Origin of the sequence: Streptomyces mashuensis (genome assembly GCF_014654785.1) — a bacterium.
In the GTDB taxonomy this organism is placed as follows: Bacteria; Actinomycetota; Actinomycetes; order Streptomycetales; family Streptomycetaceae; genus Streptomyces; species Streptomyces mashuensis.
Genome location: NZ_BNBD01000006.1, coordinates 55,391 through 71,556, shown reverse-complemented (window position 1 = coordinate 71,556; position 16,166 = coordinate 55,391). Strand labels below are relative to the sequence as shown.

Annotated in this window: 18 protein-coding genes; 13 read left to right on the top strand and 5 right to left on the bottom strand. The window is 74.6% G+C overall.

From position 1 onward, the window contains the following. Nucleotides 1-28 precede the first annotated feature (28 nt). On the top strand, nucleotides 29-1,177 hold the full coding sequence (locus IE305_RS16770; RefSeq protein ID WP_190130417.1) for a D-alanine--D-alanine ligase family protein: 1,149 nt from the start codon (nucleotides 29-31) through the stop codon (nucleotides 1,175-1,177). A 19-nt stretch (nucleotides 1,178-1,196) separates the two neighbouring features. Here the strand turns inward: IE305_RS16770 and IE305_RS16765 are convergent, their stop codons facing one another. Both IE305_RS16765 and IE305_RS16760 read right to left on the bottom strand, forming a co-directional pair. Then, complete coding sequence (locus IE305_RS16765; protein ID WP_229891081.1) at nucleotides 1,197-1,700, bottom strand: DUF3515 domain-containing protein; 504 nt, start codon at nucleotides 1,698-1,700, stop codon at nucleotides 1,197-1,199. Between the two features lie 20 nt (nucleotides 1,701-1,720). Beyond that, nucleotides 1,721-1,954 carry an Lrp/AsnC family transcriptional regulator gene (locus IE305_RS16760; protein WP_190130416.1) on the bottom strand — a complete coding sequence of 78 codons (234 nt, stop codon included), beginning with the start codon at nucleotides 1,952-1,954 and terminating at the stop codon, nucleotides 1,721-1,723. A gap of 179 nt (nucleotides 1,955-2,133) precedes the next feature. Here IE305_RS16760 and IE305_RS16755 point away from each other — a divergent pair, with 179 nt between their 5' ends. Together IE305_RS16755 and thiD are read left to right on the top strand one after the other, a co-directional pair. Next, nucleotides 2,134-3,105: a thiamine-phosphate kinase gene (locus tag IE305_RS16755; protein ID WP_190130415.1), complete on the top strand. Its 972-nt coding sequence runs from the start codon at nucleotides 2,134-2,136 to the stop codon at nucleotides 3,103-3,105. Further along, nucleotides 3,105-3,902, top strand: coding sequence for a bifunctional hydroxymethylpyrimidine kinase/phosphomethylpyrimidine kinase (gene thiD / locus IE305_RS16750; RefSeq protein ID WP_190130414.1), 798 nt, complete (start codon nucleotides 3,105-3,107; stop codon nucleotides 3,900-3,902). The genes IE305_RS16755 and thiD overlap by 1 nt, the downstream gene beginning before the upstream one ends. 117 nt (nucleotides 3,903-4,019) lie before the next feature. Here thiD and rpmB read toward each other — a convergent pair whose 3' ends face one another. Then, the gene (gene rpmB, locus IE305_RS16745; RefSeq protein ID WP_003957616.1) at nucleotides 4,020-4,205 is read right to left on the bottom strand and encodes a 50S ribosomal protein L28; all 186 of its coding nucleotides are present in this window, start codon (nucleotides 4,203-4,205) and stop codon (nucleotides 4,020-4,022) included. A 253-nt stretch (nucleotides 4,206-4,458) separates the two neighbouring features. Between rpmB and fakA the strand changes: the two genes are divergently transcribed. The 9 genes from fakA to mutM all read left to right on the top strand — a co-directional run bounded on the left by fakA (nucleotide 4,459) and on the right by mutM (nucleotide 13,622). Further along, nucleotides 4,459-6,126 (top strand): DAK2 domain-containing protein, encoded by a 1,668-nt coding sequence (gene fakA, locus IE305_RS16740; protein ID WP_229891079.1) that lies wholly within the window; start codon nucleotides 4,459-4,461, stop codon nucleotides 6,124-6,126. Nucleotides 6,127-6,165: 39 nt separating this feature from the next. Beyond that, entirely contained in the window at nucleotides 6,166-8,382 is a 2,217-nt protein-coding gene (gene recG, locus IE305_RS16735) for an ATP-dependent DNA helicase RecG (protein WP_190130688.1), read from the top strand. Nucleotides 8,383-8,537: 155 nt separating this feature from the next. Then, entirely contained in the window at nucleotides 8,538-9,137 is a 600-nt protein-coding gene (rsmD, locus tag IE305_RS16730; protein WP_190130412.1) for a 16S rRNA (guanine(966)-N(2))-methyltransferase RsmD, read from the top strand. A gap of 26 nt (nucleotides 9,138-9,163) precedes the next feature. Beyond that, a complete protein-coding gene (gene coaD, locus IE305_RS16725) occupies nucleotides 9,164-9,655 on the top strand; it encodes a pantetheine-phosphate adenylyltransferase (RefSeq protein ID WP_190130687.1) in 492 nt (163 codons plus the stop codon). A 60-nt stretch (nucleotides 9,656-9,715) separates the two neighbouring features. Then, entirely contained in the window at nucleotides 9,716-10,747 is a 1,032-nt protein-coding gene (locus IE305_RS16720) for a cell division initiation protein (RefSeq protein ID WP_190130411.1), read from the top strand. Between the two features lie 222 nt (nucleotides 10,748-10,969). Further along, nucleotides 10,970-11,566 (top strand): YceD family protein, encoded by a 597-nt coding sequence (locus tag IE305_RS16715; RefSeq protein WP_190130410.1) that lies wholly within the window; start codon nucleotides 10,970-10,972, stop codon nucleotides 11,564-11,566. 2 nt (nucleotides 11,567-11,568) lie between these two features. Continuing rightward, on the top strand, nucleotides 11,569-11,742 hold the full coding sequence (gene rpmF / locus IE305_RS16710) for a 50S ribosomal protein L32 (RefSeq protein ID WP_099201005.1): 174 nt from the start codon (nucleotides 11,569-11,571) through the stop codon (nucleotides 11,740-11,742). A gap of 19 nt (nucleotides 11,743-11,761) precedes the next feature. Further along, the gene (rnc, locus tag IE305_RS16705; RefSeq protein WP_190130409.1) at nucleotides 11,762-12,631 is read left to right on the top strand and encodes a ribonuclease III; all 870 of its coding nucleotides are present in this window, start codon (nucleotides 11,762-11,764) and stop codon (nucleotides 12,629-12,631) included. A 103-nt stretch (nucleotides 12,632-12,734) separates the two neighbouring features. Next, a complete protein-coding gene (gene mutM / locus IE305_RS16700) occupies nucleotides 12,735-13,622 on the top strand; it encodes a bifunctional DNA-formamidopyrimidine glycosylase/DNA-(apurinic or apyrimidinic site) lyase (protein WP_190130408.1) in 888 nt (295 codons plus the stop codon). A gap of 41 nt (nucleotides 13,623-13,663) precedes the next feature. On the opposite strand, the gene IE305_RS16695 is transcribed toward mutM, so the two are convergent. Next, a complete protein-coding gene (locus tag IE305_RS16695; RefSeq protein WP_229891077.1) occupies nucleotides 13,664-14,053 on the bottom strand; it encodes a winged helix-turn-helix transcriptional regulator in 390 nt (129 codons plus the stop codon). Nucleotides 14,054-14,162: 109 nt separating this feature from the next. Here IE305_RS16695 and IE305_RS16690 point away from each other — a divergent pair, with 109 nt between their 5' ends. Then, a complete protein-coding gene (locus tag IE305_RS16690) occupies nucleotides 14,163-14,747 on the top strand; it encodes a flavodoxin family protein (protein WP_190130406.1) in 585 nt (194 codons plus the stop codon). 84 nt (nucleotides 14,748-14,831) lie between these two features. Here IE305_RS16690 and IE305_RS16685 read toward each other — a convergent pair whose 3' ends face one another. Continuing rightward, nucleotides 14,832-16,106, bottom strand: a complete 1,275-nt coding sequence (locus tag IE305_RS16685) for a CAP domain-containing protein (RefSeq protein WP_229891075.1) — start codon at nucleotides 16,104-16,106, stop codon at nucleotides 14,832-14,834. Nucleotides 16,107-16,166 lie beyond the last annotated feature (60 nt).

The following is a 16,166-nucleotide window of genomic DNA, read 5'->3' as shown; positions in this document are numbered from 1 at the left end:
CGCTCCCACCAGGTACTCTCAACCCGATATGAGCAGCGAGACCTCCCCCCAGAGCCCCGAGCGGAAGCCGCGCGTCGCCGTCGTCTTCGGCGGCCGCAGCTCCGAACACGCCATCTCCGTGGTCACCGCGGGCGCCGTGCTGCGCGCCATCGACCGCAGCAAGTACGACGTCCTGCCGATCGGCATCACCACCCAGGGGCGTTGGGCGCTCGCCGCCGACGAGCCCGAGCGGATGGCCATCACCGACCGCGCCCTGCCCAGCGTGGAGCAGCTGGCCGAGTCCGCCGAGGGCGGCGTCGTGCTGCCCGTCGACCCCGCCAGCCGCGAGGTCGTCTACACCGAGCCCGGCGCCGTGCCCAAGGCCCTGGGCGAGGTCGACGTGGTCTTCCCGGTGCTGCACGGCCCCTACGGCGAGGACGGCACCCTCCAGGGCATGCTCGACCTGGCCGGCATCCCGTACGTCGGCTCGGGCGTCCTGGCCTCGGCCGTCGGCCAGGACAAGGAGTACATGAAGCGGGTCTTCACCTCCTTCGGGCTGCCCGTCGGCCCGTACGTGGTGATCCGCCCCCGCGAGTGGGACAACGACCCGGCGGCCGCCCGCAAGAAGATCGTGGACTTCGCCGGCGACCACGGCTGGCCGGTCTTCGTGAAGCCCGCCCGCGCCGGCTCCTCCATGGGCATCACCAAGGTCGACGACCTCGCCGGCCTGGACGAGGCCATCGAGGAGGCCCGCCGCCACGACCCCAAGATCCTCGTCGAGGCGCTGCTGCGCGGCCGCGAGATCGAGTGCGGCGTGCTGGAGTTCGAGGACGGCCCGCGCGCCAGCGTGCCGGCCGAGATCCCGCCGGTCTCCGCGCACGACTTCTACGACTTCGAGGCCAAGTACATCGACTCGGCCTCCGGGATCGTGCCGGCCCCCCTCACCGAGGAGGAGACGCGCCGCGTCCGGGAGCTCGCCGTGCGCGCCTTCGAGGCCGCCTCGTGCGAGGGCCTGGTGCGCGCCGACTTCTTCCTCACCGAGGACGGCGAGTTCGTGATCAACGAGATCAACACCATGCCGGGGTTCACCCCGATCTCCATGTACCCGCGCATGTGGCAGGAGACCGGGCTGTCCTACCCCGAGCTGGTGGACCGGCTCATCGAGGCGGCGCTGCGCCGCCCGACGGGCCTGCGCTGAACCGCCCCCGGGGGGTGCGTCAGCGGACGTACCCCTCGGGGACCGTCTTCTTGACGGCGCCGGCCAGCCCGGTCAGTGCGCTGACGTCGCCCGCGGCGCCGGCCACCTCCTTCGGCAGCGTCACCTCCACGTACGCCTCCCGCAGGACGGTCGTGCAGCGGACGCTGCCGTCGGGCTGCTTCTCCGGCAGCCAGCCGACGTCGTCGATGTACATCCCGTCCGGCGGCGGCCGGTGGTCGAGCAGCTTCGGCCGCGGCACCCCGCAGCGCAGGGTGACCGCCGGGTCGTCGCCCCACGCGGCGGTCAGCTCCGAGGCGGGCTCCGTGTCGCGCAGGGGCTTGCCGGCCAGCGTGCGCGGCAGCTCCTGGTGCAGCGCACGGCAGAGCGCGGCCTGCTTCGCGGGCGGGGAGGGCGGCGTCAGGGCCATCCGGCCGTCCGGGGACGAGCACGCCGTCGCGCCGGCGCACAGCAGCACGACGGCGAGCGCGGGCACACCGGAGGGCCGGCGGAGCAAAGACTTCACCGGCCGAGCATACGGGGGAGCTACAGATGGACCACCGGGCAGGTCAGGGTGCGGGTGATGCCCTCCACCTGCTGCACCCGCGCCACCACCATCCGGCCGAGCTCGTCGACGGTGTCGGCCTGGGCGCGGACGATCACGTCGTAGGGACCGGTCACGTCCTCGGCCTGGACGACACCGGGGATCTGCCCGATGACTTCGGCCACGGTCGACGCCTTGCCGACCTCGGTCTGGATCAGGATGTACGCCTGTACCACGGAACCTCCAGGGCGGCTTCGAGGATCATGGGGGGAGAAGAGACGCCACGGTACCGCGTCGCCGCACGGTGCGGGGAGACCCGCGCGGCCTGCGCGGCGCGTGGAGGCACCGTGTCAGGCCACGGGGCGCCGCGGGCGTCACGGGTTCGGCAACCGACAGCACTCCGAGGAGGAGCTCAGTGAAAGGCACCGTGGGCGAGCTGGGGGAGTTCGGCCTCATCAGAGAGCTGACCTCCCGGCTCACCACCACTCCGGCGGTCCGCCTCGGACCGGGCGACGACGCCGCGGTGGTCGCGGCCCCCGACCGGAGGGTCGTCGCCAGTACGGACGTGCTCCTGGAGGGGCGGCACTTCCGCCGCGACTGGTCCACCGCCTACGACGTCGGGCGCAAGGCGGCCGCGCAGAACCTGGCCGACATCGCCGCCATGGGCGCGGTCCCCACGGCTGTGCTGCTCGCCCTCGTCGTCCCCGCCGAGCTCCCCGCCACCTGGCCCACCGAGCTGATGGACGGCATCCGGGACGAGTGCCAGGTCGCCGGCGCGGCGGTCGTCGGAGGCGACGTGGTGCGCGGCGACACCATCACCGTGGCCATCACGGCCCTGGGCGACCTGCGCAACCACGAGCCCGTCACACGGGCCGGCGCCCGCGCCGGCGACGTGGTCGCCGTCACCGGCTGGCTGGGCTGGTCCGCGGCCGGCCTGGCCGTGCTCTCCCGCGGCTTCCGCTCGCCCCGCGCCTTCGTCGAGGCCCACCGCCGCCCCGAGCCCCCGTACCACGCCGGGCCCGCGGCCGCCGCGCTCGGTGCGACCGCCATGACGGACGTCAGCGACGGCCTCATCGCCGACCTCGGCCACATCGCCGAGGCCAGCAAGGTCCGCATCGACCTGCGCACCGCCGCCATCGACGTGCCCACGCAGATGTCCGACATCGGGCAGGCCGTCGGCGTCGACCCGCTCCAGTGGGTGCTCACCGGCGGCGAGGACCACGCCATCGTGGCGACCTTCCCGCCGGACGTGAAGCTGCCCGCCCGCTGGAAGGTCATCGGCGAGGTCGTCACGCTCTCCGCCCTGCCGCAGGTCACCGTCGACGGTGCGCCCTGGGACAAGGCGGGCGGCTGGGACCACTTCGGCGAGCCGGAGCCGGAGGACTGATGACCGTGCCCCCGCGGGTGCTGACCGTCGCCGGGTCCGACTCCGGCGGCGGCGCCGGCATCCAGGCCGACCTCAAGACCGTGCTCGCGCTCGGCGCGCACGGCATGAGCGTGATCACGGCCGTCACGGCGCAGAACTCGCTGGGCGTCCAGGGCGTGTGGGAGCTGCCGGCGGAGGCGGTACGGGCCCAGTTCCGCAGCGTCGTCGACGACATCGGGGTGCAGGCCGTCAAGACGGGCATGCTCGCCTCGGCGGAGCTGGTGGAGACGGTGGCCGGGCTGCTGGCGGGCGTGGACGCACCCGTGGTCGTCGACCCCGTCGGTATCTCCAAGCACGGCGACGCACTGCTCGCGGCGTCCGCGCTCGACGCCGTGCGGGGCACGCTGCTGCCGCGGGCCACGGTGGCCACGCCCAACCTCGACGAGGTGGCGTGGCTGACGGGGGTCCGGGTGCGGTCGGAGGACGACATGCGGCGGGCCGCGGAGGCGGTGCTGGCGTACGGGCCGCGGTGGGTGCTGATCAAGGGCGGCCACCTGGGGGCGGGGTCCGCGGCCGTCGACCTGCTCACGGACGGCACCGCCGAGCACTGGCTGCGGGCGCCCCGCCACGACAACCGGCACACGCACGGCACGGGCTGCACCCTGGCGAGCGCGATCGCGGCGGGACTGGCCGGGGGAGCGGACGTGCCGTCCGCGGTGGCCGCGGCCAAGGAGTACGTCACCGGCGCGATAGCGGCGGGCTTCCCGCTGGGCGGGGGCATCGGGCCGGTGCGGCACGGGTGGCGGTGGGGCGCGTAGGCGTGCCCCGGTCGGTGTCCCAGGGGGGAGCCCCCGGACACGGAAAACGCAAGAGCCGGCCCCCCGAAGGGGACCGGCTCAGGCAAAGGGCGGCGAGGCTGCCGCGCTGCTAGCTAGTCAGCGCGAGACCTTGCCGGCCTTGATGCACGAGGTGCAGACATTGAGGCGCTTCGGCGTCCGACCGACCACGGCACGCACACGCTGGATGTTGGGGTTCCAGCGACGGGACGTACGGCGGTGCGAGTGCGAGATGTTGTTGCCGAAGCCCGGCCCCTTGCCGCAGACGTCGCAGTTGGCAGCCACGGGTCACTCCAAAGACTTCAGATGCACTTACGGGAAATCCCGGCGTGCCGAGGTCGGTGGTGACCGGCTTGCCAGGGGATGTCACGCCCGACTCTCGTCGGGCAACCGGAGCAGCATACAACGGCCGCTCCTGGACAACGAAACTACCATGTCCGGCCCGGGGTCCGCCCGTCCCGCCCCCCTCGGGCCCACCCGGGACTACGCTGCTCTCCCGCACTGCCCACCAGCCCCCAGCAGCCCCAGGAGGACACCGGTGCCTCATCCGCTCGACGCCGAGGCAGTACGCACCTGGTGCTCCCTGGCGCTCGACGCGCTCGGCCGCGCCCGCGAGGAGATCGACGCGATCAACGTCTATCCCGTCGCGGACGGCGACACCGGCACCAACCTCTACCTGACGGCCGAATCCGCCGCCCGGGCCGTCGACGCCGTCTTCGAGGGCCACGCCACCACCGCCCCCGCCTCCCGCCCCGGCCTCCCCGAGGCCGTACGCGCCATGGCCCACGGCGCCCTCATAGGCGCCCGCGGCAACTCCGGCACGATCCTCGCCCAGCTGCTGCGCGGCATGGCCGAGGTCCTCGCCGCCCCGGGTGACCAGGATCACGCCGCCGCCGCACCCCTGCGGCGCGCCCTGCGCCGGGCGGTGGAATCCGCCTACGAAGGCGTGGCCCGCCCCGTCGAAGGCACCGTTCTCACCGTGGCCGCGGCCGCCGCCGACGCCGCCGAGGCCACCCCCGGCGACGCCGCCGCCGTGGCCCGCGCCGCCCACCAGGGCGCCGTCACGGCCCTGCAGGCCACCCCCGGGCAGCTCGCCGAGCTCGGCGCCGCCGGAGTGGTCGACGCGGGCGGCAAGGGCCTCGTGGAGGTCCTCGGCGCCCTCGCCGAGGCCCTCGCCGGCCGCCCCGCCCCCACCCCGGCCGTCCCCGCCGGCGCCGCGCACCCCTGGCGGGTCGCCCCGTGCCCCGCCGACAGCGGGGAAGCCGGCTCCGGCGGGCCCACCGCCCCCGGCGACGGCCCCGCCTTCGAGGTGATCTACCTCCTGGACGCCGACGACGACGCCGTCGCCCGGCTCCGCGCCCGCCTCGACACCCTCGGCGAGTCCCTCGTCGTCGTCGGCGGCGACGGCCTGTGGAACGTCCACGTCCACACCGACGACGCCGGCGCCGCGGTCGAGGCCGGCATCGACGCCGGCCGCCCCCACCGCATCCGCATCACCCACTTCGGCAGCACCGCCCAGGAGGGCACCCGCGTCCGCGAACGCGCCCAGCGCGCCGTCGTCGCCCTCGTCCCCGGCGAGGGGCTGGCCGCCCTGTGCGCCGAGGCCGGCGCCACCGTCGTCGCCCTGCGCCCCGGGGAGCCGCCCGCCGCCGGCGAGATCGTCGAGGCCGTCCGCCGCGCCCACGCCCACGAGGTCGTCCTCCTGCCCAACGACCCCGACCTGCGGCACACCGCCGCGGCCGCCGCCGAACAGGCCCGCACCGAAGGCGTCCGCGCCGCCCTCATCCCCACCCGCTCCCCGGTCCAGGGCATCGCCGCCCTCGCCGTCCACGAACCCGGCCGCCGCTTCGACGAGGACGTCGTCGCCATGACCTCCGCCGCCGGCGCCACCCGCTACGCCGAGCTGTCGGTGGCCGAACGCCAGTCGTGGACCATGGCCGGCGTCTGCCAGGCCGGCGACGTGCTCGGCCTCATCGACGGCGACGTCGCCGTCATCGGCACCGACCTCGCCGCCACCGCCGGCACCGTGCTCGACCGGATGCTCGCCGCCGGCGGCGAAATGGTCACCCTCGTGCTCGGCACCGGCGTCCCCGACGTCGTCGCCGACCGGCTCCGGCACCACGTGCGCCGCAGCCACCTCGCCGTCGACACCGTCGTCTACCGCGGCGGGCAGCAGTCCCCGCCACTGATCATCGGGATCGAATGACCGGCGGCGTCCGCCGGGCTGTCGGTGCCGTGGTGTGCAATAGGTGACGTGCCTCCGCTCGACGAACCCCTGAAGAAGACCCTCGGCGGCAACACCGCGAAGGTGCTCGCCGACCACCTCGACCTGCACACCGTCGGCGACCTCCTGCACCACTACCCGCGCCGCTACGCCGAGCGCGGCGAGCTGACCCGGCTGGCCGACCTGCCGCTCGACGAGCACGTCACCGTCGTCGCCCAGGTCGCCGACGCGCGCGTGCACAAGTTCAACCAGGGCCGCGGCCAGCGGCTGGAGGTCACCCTCACCGACGGCAGCGGCCGCCTCCAGCTCGTCTTCTTCGGCCGCTCCATCTACCACCACCAGAAGGAACTGGTACCCGGCCGGCGCGGCATGTTCGCGGGCAAGGTCGGCACCTTCCGCAACGTCCGCCAGCTCTCCCACCCCGCCTACGAGATGCTCGGCGAGAACAGCGGCAAGGACGCCGTCGAGGCCTGGGCCAACCAGCTCATCCCGCTCTACCCGGCCTGCTCCCAGATGGAGTCCTGGAAGATCTCCAACGCCCTGGACGTGCTCCTCGCCTCCATGGACGCCACCGGCTGGCAGGGCGTCGTCGACCCGCTGCCCGCCGCGCTGCGCGACGGCCGCGGCCTGCTGCCGCTGCCCGAGGCGCTCCGCAAGGTCCACCGGCCCCGCACCAAGGCCGACATCGAGGACGCCCGCGCCCGGCTGAAGTGGGACGAGGCGTTCGTCCTCCAGGTCGCCCTCGCCCGCCGCCGCCATGCCGACGCCCAGCTGCCCGCCGTCCCCCGCAAACCCGCCCCCGGCGGCCTGCTCGACGCCTTCGACGCCCGCCTGCCCTTCACCCTCACCGAGGGCCAGCGCACCGTCTCCGCCGAGATCTTCGACGACCTCGCCACCGAGCACCCCATGCACCGCCTGCTCCAGGGCGAGGTGGGCTCCGGAAAGACCATGGTCGCCCTGCGCGCCATGCTCGCCGTCGTCGACGCCGGCGGGCAGGCCGCGATGCTCGCGCCCACCGAGGTCCTCGCCCAGCAGCACCACCGCTCCATCACCGAGATGATGGGCGACCTCGCCGAGGGCGGCCTCCTCGGCGGCTCCGACCTGGGCACCAAGGTCGTCCTGCTCACCGGCTCCATGGGCGCCGCCGCCCGCCGCCGGGCGCTGCTGGAGCTCGCCACCGGCGAGGCCGGCGTCGTCGTGGGCACCCACGCCCTCATCGAGGACAAGGTCCAGTTCCACGACCTCGGCCTCGTCGTCGTCGACGAACAGCACCGCTTCGGCGTGGAACAGCGCGACGCCCTGCGCTCCAAGGGCAAGCAACCGCCGCACCTGCTCGTCATGACGGCCACCCCCATCCCGCGCACCGTCGCCATGACCGTCTTCGGCGACCTGGAGACCTCCGTCCTCGACCAGCTGCCCGCCGGCCGCTCCCCGATCGCCACCCACGTGGTGCCCGCCCGCGACAAGCCGCACTTCCTGGCCCGCGCCTGGGAGCGGGTGCGCGAGGAGGTCGCCGGCGGCCACCAGGCGTACGTCGTCTGCCCGCGCATCGGCGACGAGGAGGACCAGAAGGCCGCCGGCCGCAAGAACGCCCAGGCGTCCCCGGAGGACGAGGCCGAGAAGCGCCCGCCCCTCGCCGTCCTCGACGTCGCCGCACAGCTCGCCGACGGCCCCCTCGCCGGGCTGCGGGTGGCCGTGCTGCACGGCCGGATGCACCCCGACGAGAAGGACGACGTCATGCGCCGCTTCGGCGCCGGCGAGCTCGACGTCCTCGTCGCCACCACCGTCATCGAGGTCGGCGTCAACGTGCCCAACGCCACCGTGATGGTGATCATGGACGCGGACCGGTTCGGCGTCTCCCAGCTGCACCAGCTCCGCGGCCGCGTCGGCCGCGGCTCCGCCCCCGGCCTCTGCCTGCTCGTCAGCGAGATGCCCGAGGGCAGCCCCGCCCGCGCACGCCTCGGCGCCGTGGCCGCCACCCTCGACGGCTTCGAGCTCTCCCGTATCGACCTGGAGCAGCGCCGCGAGGGCGACGTCCTCGGCCAGGCACAGTCCGGCGTCCGCTCCAGCCTCCGCATGCTCACCGTCATCGACGACGAGGAGGTCATCGCCGCCGCCCGTGAGGAGGCCGCCGCCGTCGTGGCCGCCGACCCCGAACTGGCCGGCCTGCCCGAGCTGCGCACCGCCCTGGACGCCCTCCTCGACCAGGAGCGGGAGCGGTTCCTGGAGAAGGGCTGAGCGCGGGCCCCGGGCGGAGGCCCGCGCAGGGCGGCCCCGCACGGACGCCCTAGGCTGAGAACGGTGGCCGGCACCCCCGGCCACCGGCCGGCCCGGATCCAGCCCGGATCCGGCCCCGGACCCAGCACAGACCCAGCGCGAAGGAACCGCCACCGATGACCCGCGTGATCGCCGGCGCCGCCGGCGGACGCCGCCTGGCCGTACCGCCCGGCACGGGCACCCGTCCCACCTCCGACCGGGCGCGCGAGGGCCTGTTCTCCACCTGGACCTCGCTGCTGGGCACGCTGGACGGCACCCGCGTCCTCGACCTGTACGGCGGTTCCGGCGCGGTCGGCCTGGAGGCCCTCTCGCGCGGCGCCGCCCACGTCCTGCTCGTCGAGGCGGACGCCCGCGCGGTCCGCGTCATCAAGGAGAACGTCCGCTCCGTCGGCCTGCCCGGCGCCGAGGTCCGCTCCGGCCGCGCCGAGCAGGTGCTCGCCGGGCCCGCGCCCGCCGGCCCGTACGACGTCGTCTTCCTCGACCCGCCCTACGCCGTCACCGACGACGAACTGCGCGAGATCCTCCTCACACTGGCCGCCGGGGGCTGGCTGACCGGCGACGCACTGGTCACCGTGGAGCGCAGCACCAGAGGCGGTGAATTCCGCTGGCCGGAGGGGTTCGAGGGGCTGAGGGCCCGTCGTTACGGCGAGGGAACGCTTTGGTACGGTCGCGCCGCCTCGGCGTGCACCGCCGATCAAGGAACGGGCACGTCATGAATGGACCGGAGAGCGAGGAACCACCGTTGCGCCGCGCCGTCTGCCCGGGGTCGTTCGACCCCGTCACCAATGGACACCTCGACATCATCGCCCGCGCCTCGAAGCTGTACGACGAGGTGTACGTCGCGGTGATGATCAACAAGTCCAAGCAGGGCCTGTTCACGGTCGAGGAACGGATAGGGCTGCTGCGGCAGGTCACCGCCAAGTACGGCAACGTGAAGGTCGAGTCGTTCCACGGCCTCCTCGTCGACTTCTGCAAGCAGCGCGAGATCCCCGCCATCGTCAAGGGACTGCGAGCCGTCAGCGACTTCGACTACGAGTTGCAGATGGCCCAGATGAACAACGGGCTCTCCGGCGTGGAGACCCTGTTCGTGCCCACCAACCCCACGTACAGCTTCCTGTCGTCGAGCCTGGTCAAGGAGGTCGCGGCCTGGGGCGGCGACGTCTCCCACCTGGTGCCGCCGCTCGTCCTCGACGCCCTGCGCGAGCGGCTGGAGAGCCGCCGCGGTTCCGACTGACCCTTCCGACTGGCCGTCAGTTCCCTGCGGCGCCCGCCCCGCGGCCCTACAGTCGCCAGGGTGGACGTGCACCAGAAGCTCGACGAGATCGTCTCGGCCGTCGCCGGAGCCCGCGCCCTGCCCATGTCGGCGTCCTGCGTCCTGAACCGGGCCGCCCTGCTCGCCCGGCTGGAGGAGCTGCGCGCCGCCCTGCCCGGCTCGCTGGCCGAGGCGCGCGAGGTCCTCGGCGACCGCGACCGGCTGGTCGCCGACGCCCGCCAGGAGGCCGAGCGCGTCCTGGAGGCCGCGCGCGCCGAGCGCGCCGCGCTGGTCTCCGGCACGGAGGTGGCCCGGCGGGCCGACGAGGAGGCCGGCCGCATCCTGGCCGAGGCCCGCCGCGAGGCGGAGACGGTGCGTGCCGGCGCCGACGACTACGCCGACGCCAAGCTGGCCCACCTGGAAGTGGTCCTCACCAAGGCCGCCGCCGCGGCCGGCGGCCCGCCGGAGACCGGTTCCGGGGCCGCCCCGGAGCCTGATTCCGGCGGCGTTCCCGACGGCGTCGCCGGGGTCCGGGCCCTGCTCGCGGACACGCTGGCCGAGGTGGCCCGGGGCCGCGAGAAGCTCCGGGGTGCCCTCCCCGCCGACGGCCTGTCCGCCGGTGACGACGGCCCCGCCGACGCCGACGGCGCACCCGTCGCCCACACCGACGCCGACTTCCTCGCGGGCCTCGCCGCCCCGGAGGAGCCCCTGACGCCCTCCGCGGCCCCCGGGGCGTCCCAGGAGCCCCAGGCGTCCCCCGAGCCCCTCCAGCCCGCCTGGGAGCCCGCCCACGCCGCCGCCGAGCCCCTCACGGCGTACGCGCGGCAGGAGCACCCCGAGCCGTACGGCGAGCAGGCCGGCGCCGGGTTCGCGTACCAGGCCGACCCGTACGCCGTGCCCGGCACCTGGTCCCAGCCCGACCCGTACGCCTGGCCGCCGCCCCAGGACGCCGGCGGCCCCGCTGCGCCGGACCCCGCGGAGCCGGCGGCCGCGGACCCGGCGCCGCCCGGCCGGGGCCGGCACCGGGGCGCTGCGGACCCCGGCGCGGCCACGGGGTACGGTCAGGGGAGCTGACCCCGGCGGGGCGGCCCCGTGACGGGCATTCCCGGGGGCTTCCCGGTGGCTTACCGGGGGCGGATTGGGTCCAGGGCGGACCGTCCAGTATCCTGACTGTTCGGTCGCGGCTGTCTCCGTGACCCAGGCCGCCCGTCGCGCCCTCCGTGCCCGGGCCGGCCGTCACCGCAGCGTAGAAAGCAGGAAGCCCTGAACGCCCGCCTCGACCCCCGTAACCCTCTCGTGTTCGACACACGCGAGCTGGGCCGGCGTCCCGGTGCGCTGAAGAGGGTCTCCCGCTCCCTTCCCGCCCCCGCCGACCTCGGCATCGAGGTCATCGGCGTGGCCGAGGGCGCGACGGTGGAGCTCGACCTCCGGCTCGAGTCGGTCATGGAAGGGGTGCTCGTCACAGGCACCGCCCGTGCGCCGCTCACCGGGGAGTGCGTAAGGTGTCTGGAGCCGCTCGAGCAGGAGCTCGACGTGGACTTCCAGGAGATGTTCTCCTACCCCGACGCCGACGCCCGGGGCCGCATCGTGGCCGCGGACGACGACGCCGAGGACGACGAGGAGGACATGCTCTTCCTCGAGGACGACTTGTTCGACCTCGAACCCGTGCTGCGGGACGCGGTGGTGCTCGCACTGCCGCTGCAGCCGGTGTGCCAGGACGACTGTCCCGGCCTGTGCTCCGAGTGCGGGGCGCGGCTGGCGGACGACCCGGACCACCACCACGAGACCGTCGACATTCGTTGGGCGGCACTGCAGGGACTCGCCGGTTCCGACCAGGACGGCGAGATGGACAACGCACCCCGTGCCAACGGGGATGACTCACAGGAGAAGTAGCCGTGGCTGTTCCGAAGCGGAAGATGTCGCGCAGCAACACGCGCCACCGCCGGTCGCAGTGGAAGGCTGCGGTCCCCACCCTTGTGGCGTGCGAGCGCTGCCACGAGCCGAAGCAGCAGCACATCGCGTGCCCGAGCTGCGGCACCTACAACAAGCGCCAGGTCCTCGCGGTCTGATCGGCGGGTGACAGGCTTCATGTCAGACGCCTCTACGCCGAAGAAGGCGCCGGCGGACACGGCCTCGTCTCACACGCTTCTGGAAGGGCGGCTCGGGTACAGCCTCGAGACCGCCCTTCTGGTGCGTGCGCTGACACACCGTTCCTACGCCTACGAGAACGGCGGGCTGCCCACCAACGAGCGGCTGGAGTTCCTCGGCGACGCCGTGCTCGGCCTGGTGGTCACCGACACCCTCTACCGCATGCACCCGGACCTGCCCGAGGGGCAGCTGGCCAAGCTGCGGGCCGCGGTCGTCAACTCCCGGGCCCTGGCCGGCGTCGGCCGTGGCCTGGACCTGGGCTCCTTCATCCGGCTCGGCCGGGGCGAGGAGGGCACCGGGGGCCGCGACAAGGCATCGATCCTCGCGGACACCCTGGAGGCCGTGATCGGTGCGGTCTACCTCGACAAGGGGCTGGAGGCCGCTTCCGAGCTGGTCCACCGGCTCTTCGACCCGCTGATCGAGAAGTCCTCGAACCTCGGCGCCGGCCTGGACTGGAAGACCAGCCTCCAGGAGCTGACCGCCACCGAGGGCCTGGGCGTGCCCGAGTACCTGGTCTCCGAGGCCGGTCCGGACCACGAGAAGACCTTCACGGCTGCTGCCCGCGTCGGTGGTGTCGCGTACGGCACCGGCACCGGCCGCAGCAAGAAGGAAGCGGAGCAGCAGGCGGCCGAGTCCGCCTGGCGCGCGATCAACGCGGCGGCGGAGGCCCGCGCCGCGGCCGAGAAGGCCGCGGCGGAGGAAGCCGCCAAGGCGGCGGCGGCCAAGGCCGCCGGCGCGGCGGGGGCGGCGGAGGCCGCCGACGCTGCGGAGTCCGCCGACGCCGCCGACGCCGGATCGTCCGCGAACTGATCAGCCGGCCGGTCCGTCCGGCCGACCGTCCCCGGGCCGTGGCCCGGACCCTTCGTGGGTCCGGCCGCGGCCCGGAGCCGTCAGCGGGGGAGGAGCACCACCCATGCCCGAACTGCCCGAGGTCGAGGTCGTCCGCACCGGCCTGGAACGCTGGGTCTGCGGCCGCACCGTCGCGTCCGTCGAGGTGCTGCACCCGCGTGCGGTCCGCCGTCACCCCGCCGGCCCCGAGGACTTCGCCGCCCGGCTGACCGCCCACCGGCTCGGCCCCGCCCGGCGCCGCGGCAAGTACCTGTGGCTGCCCGTGGAACCGCTCGGCACGGACGCCGCACCCGAATTCGCCGTCCTCGCCCACCTGGGCATGAGCGGACAGCTGCTGGTCCAGCCGCAGGGCTCGCCCGACGAGAAGCACCTGCGCATCCGGTTCCGCTTCACCGACCCCGCCGGCACGGAACTGCGCTTCGTCGACCAGCGCACCTTCGGCGGCCTCTCCCTGCACCCCGTCGTGCCCGGCGACCCGGAGGCGCTGCCGGAGATCATCGCGCACATCGCCCGCGACCCGGTGGACCCGGCGTTCGACGACGACGCGTTCCACGCGGCGCTGCGCCGCAAGCGCACCACCATCAAGCGCGCCCTGCTCGACCAGTCGCTGATCAGCGGCGTGGGCAACATCTACGCCGACGAGGCGCTGTGGCGCACGCGGCTGCACTACGACCGGCCCACCGCCGGCCTCACGCGGCCACGCACGGCCGAGCTGCTGACGCACATCCGTGAGGTGCTCAACGAGGCGCTGGCCGCGGGCGGCACCAGCTTCGACAGTCTCTATGTGAACGTCAACGGCCAGTCCGGCTACTTCGACCGTTCGCTGGACGCCTACGGGCGCGAGGACGAGCCGTGCCGGCGCTGCGGCACGCCGATCCGCCGGCGGCCGTGGATGAACCGGTCGAGCTACTTCTGCCCGCGCTGCCAGCGGCCGCCGCGGGTCACGGGCTGACGGTCACGGGCCGACGGGTCCGCGGCGCGGGCGCGGACGGTTCAGGCGCGCCGGGCGTCGTAGCTGTGCTGTGCCGCCAGGACGTCGGGCATCCGCTCCTCGAGCAGGTTCACCAGGGCCAGCAGCCGGTCGGTGACCTCCTGGCCGAGGGGGGTCAGCCGGTAGTCGACGCGGGGCGGGTTGGTCGGCCGGGCGTCGCGGGCGACCAGGCCGTCGCGCTCCAGCGCGTGCAGCGTCTGGGACAGCATCTTCTCGCTCACGCCCTCCACGCGCCGCCGCAGCTCGTTGAAGCGCAGCGTGTCCTCGCGCAGGGCGCACAGGGTCAGGCCGCCCCAGCGGCCGGTGACGTGCCCGAGGGTCTCCCGGGACGGGCAGCTGCGGGCGAAGACGTCGAAGGGCAGCTGCTCGTGGTGCTCGTCAATCGTCCTCATACCGACACCATACTCCCGCATAGCGCTCACCAGAGGGTTGCGCTTTCTAAAAGTTAGTGCTTTCCTTTCGGTCGTACCCGCTGAACCAGCACCGTCCAGGGAGTCCACTGTGACCACGCCCGTCGTCGCCATCGCCTACCACTCCGGCTTCGGCCACACCGCCGTCCTCGCCGAGGCCGTCCGCACCGGCGCCGCCGACGCCGGCGCCACCGTCCACCTGGTGAACGTCGCCGAGATCACCGACGCCGAGTGGGAGCTGCTCGACGCCTCCGACGCCATCGTCTTCGGCTCGCCCACCTACATGGGCACCGCCTCCGGCGCCTTCCACGCCTTCGCCGAGGCCTCCTCCAAGCGCTGGTTCACCCGTGCCTGGCAGGACAAGATCGCCGCCGGCTTCACCAACTCCGCCTCCAAGAGCGGCGACAAGCTGCACACGCTCCAGTTCTTCTCGGTGCTGGCCGCCCAGCACGGCATGCACTGGGTCTCCCTCGGCGCGCTCCCGGGCTGGAACAGCTCGACGGCCTCCGAGAACGACCTCAACCGCCTCGGCTTCTTCCTGGGCGCCGGCGCCCAGACCAACAACGACCAGGGCCCCGAGGGCGTGCACAAGGCGGACATAGCCACCGCCGAGCACCTCGGCCGCCGCGTGGCCGAGCAGACCCGCGTCTTCGTCGCCGGCCGCGCCGCCGCCTGACGGACGGCATGCCCGCCGCCCCCCGGCCGTGCGCCGGGGGGCGGCGGTGCTGTTCCCGCTCCTTGTTCTCCCGGGGTTGTCTCGTCAGTAGCCGAAGTCCTGGGTCCACCAGGGCCCGTTGCTCCCCTGGTGGACGCCGACGCCGATGCGCTTGTAGTCGCAGTTGAGGATGTTGGCGCGGTGGCCGCTGCTGCGCATCCAGGCATCCACCACGCTGCGGGGGTCGGGGTGGCCGCGGGCGATGTTCTCCCCGCCGAGGTTCCGGACGCCGCGCCGGGCGGCGCGGTCCCAGGGGGTGCGGCCGTCGGGGTCGGTGTGGTCGAAGAACTGCCGCCGGGCCATGTCGTCGCTGAACGACTGGGCGAGGCGGGCGAGCCCGGCGTCGGCCCGCAGCGGGCGGCAGCCGGCCTTGGCCCGTTCCGCGTTGACCAGGGCCACCACCAGGTGCGCCGCCGCCGACCGGCTGTCGGCGAGGGCGTGGACGGTGGCCGCCGATGCGTCGCTGTCGCCGTCCACGTGGGTGCGGGAGTGCCGGGCCGCGCCCTTGCGGGCGGCGGCCTCCCGGCCGGCGGCGGCCCCGGCGGCAGCGCCGGCGGCCCGTGCCGCCCGCGCCTCGGCCTTCGCCTCCGATTCCGCCTCCGCCCGGGCCGCCGCCTCCGCCTCCGCTTCCGCGGTGGCCTGGGCCGTGTCGGAGGCCGCCGCCCGGTCGGCGTTCCTGCCCGCCCGTGCGTCCTCGCGCACGGTGGCCGCGGCGGCCTCCATGTGCACGACGGTCTCGGTGCCGTCGCTCCCGTCCCCGGTCCCGTCGTCGTCCCGCCGCAGGCCCACCGTCGTACGGGCGGTCCCGGGGCGGCTGCCCGGGTGGTCGGTGGGCGTGGGCACGGCGGGCCGGGAGCGCTGGGGCGGTGTCTCGACGAGGCCGTCGGCGCGGACCTGGCCGCCCGTGCCGGGGCCGGGGACGGCACCCGGGCCGCCGGTGGTGAAGACCCCCGCGGGCAGCAGCCCGGAGACCATGGCCGCCGCGCTCATGGCGACGGCGGCCGAGGCCCCGAGGAGCCCGGCCCGGCGGGCGGGCGCCGGGATGCGCGGGCCGGCCTTGGGCAGGAGCTGGGTGCCGCCGGGCAGGGGGGCGGCGGTCGCGGCGGTCCCCTTGCGCCGCCGGGCGCCGCGGTGCGGGCTGCGGTGCCGGCCGGCGCCGGCGGGGCCGGGGCGGACGACGGGGAGGGGCTGGGTGACGGCTTCGGAGGGGTCGTCGGTGGGGGTCCCGGTGGGCTGGCTCGTCAGGGGGGCCCGGAGCGTCCGGGCGTTCGTCGCCGCCTCGTCAGCGGTCGCACGGGCAGAGCGTCGATGGCGACCCATCCGCTGTCTTCCTCACATGGTCGGGGCGGGTGCGAAGCAAAGAAGTCATGAAGGGTGAAG

What these genes read in the sequence shown, in the direction of transcription:
- IE305_RS16695 (WP_229891077.1), bottom strand. Translation starts at nt 14,053, where the DNA reads ATGAGGACGATTGACGAGCACCACGAGCAGCTGCCCTTCGACGTCTTC.
- rnc (WP_190130409.1), top strand. Translation starts at nt 11,762, where the DNA reads ATGTCAGACGCCTCTACGCCGAAGAAGGCGCCGGCGGACACGGCCTCG.
- mutM (WP_190130408.1), top strand. Translation starts at nt 12,735, where the DNA reads ATGCCCGAACTGCCCGAGGTCGAGGTCGTCCGCACCGGCCTGGAACGC.
- rsmD (WP_190130412.1), top strand. Translation starts at nt 8,538, where the DNA reads ATGACCCGCGTGATCGCCGGCGCCGCCGGCGGACGCCGCCTGGCCGTA.
- IE305_RS16685 (WP_229891075.1), bottom strand. Translation starts at nt 16,106, where the DNA reads ATGGGTCGCCATCGACGCTCTGCCCGTGCGACCGCTGACGAGGCGGCG.
- IE305_RS16770 (WP_190130417.1), top strand. Translation starts at nt 29, where the DNA reads ATGAGCAGCGAGACCTCCCCCCAGAGCCCCGAGCGGAAGCCGCGCGTC.
- thiD (WP_190130414.1), top strand. Translation starts at nt 3,105, where the DNA reads ATGACCGTGCCCCCGCGGGTGCTGACCGTCGCCGGGTCCGACTCCGGC.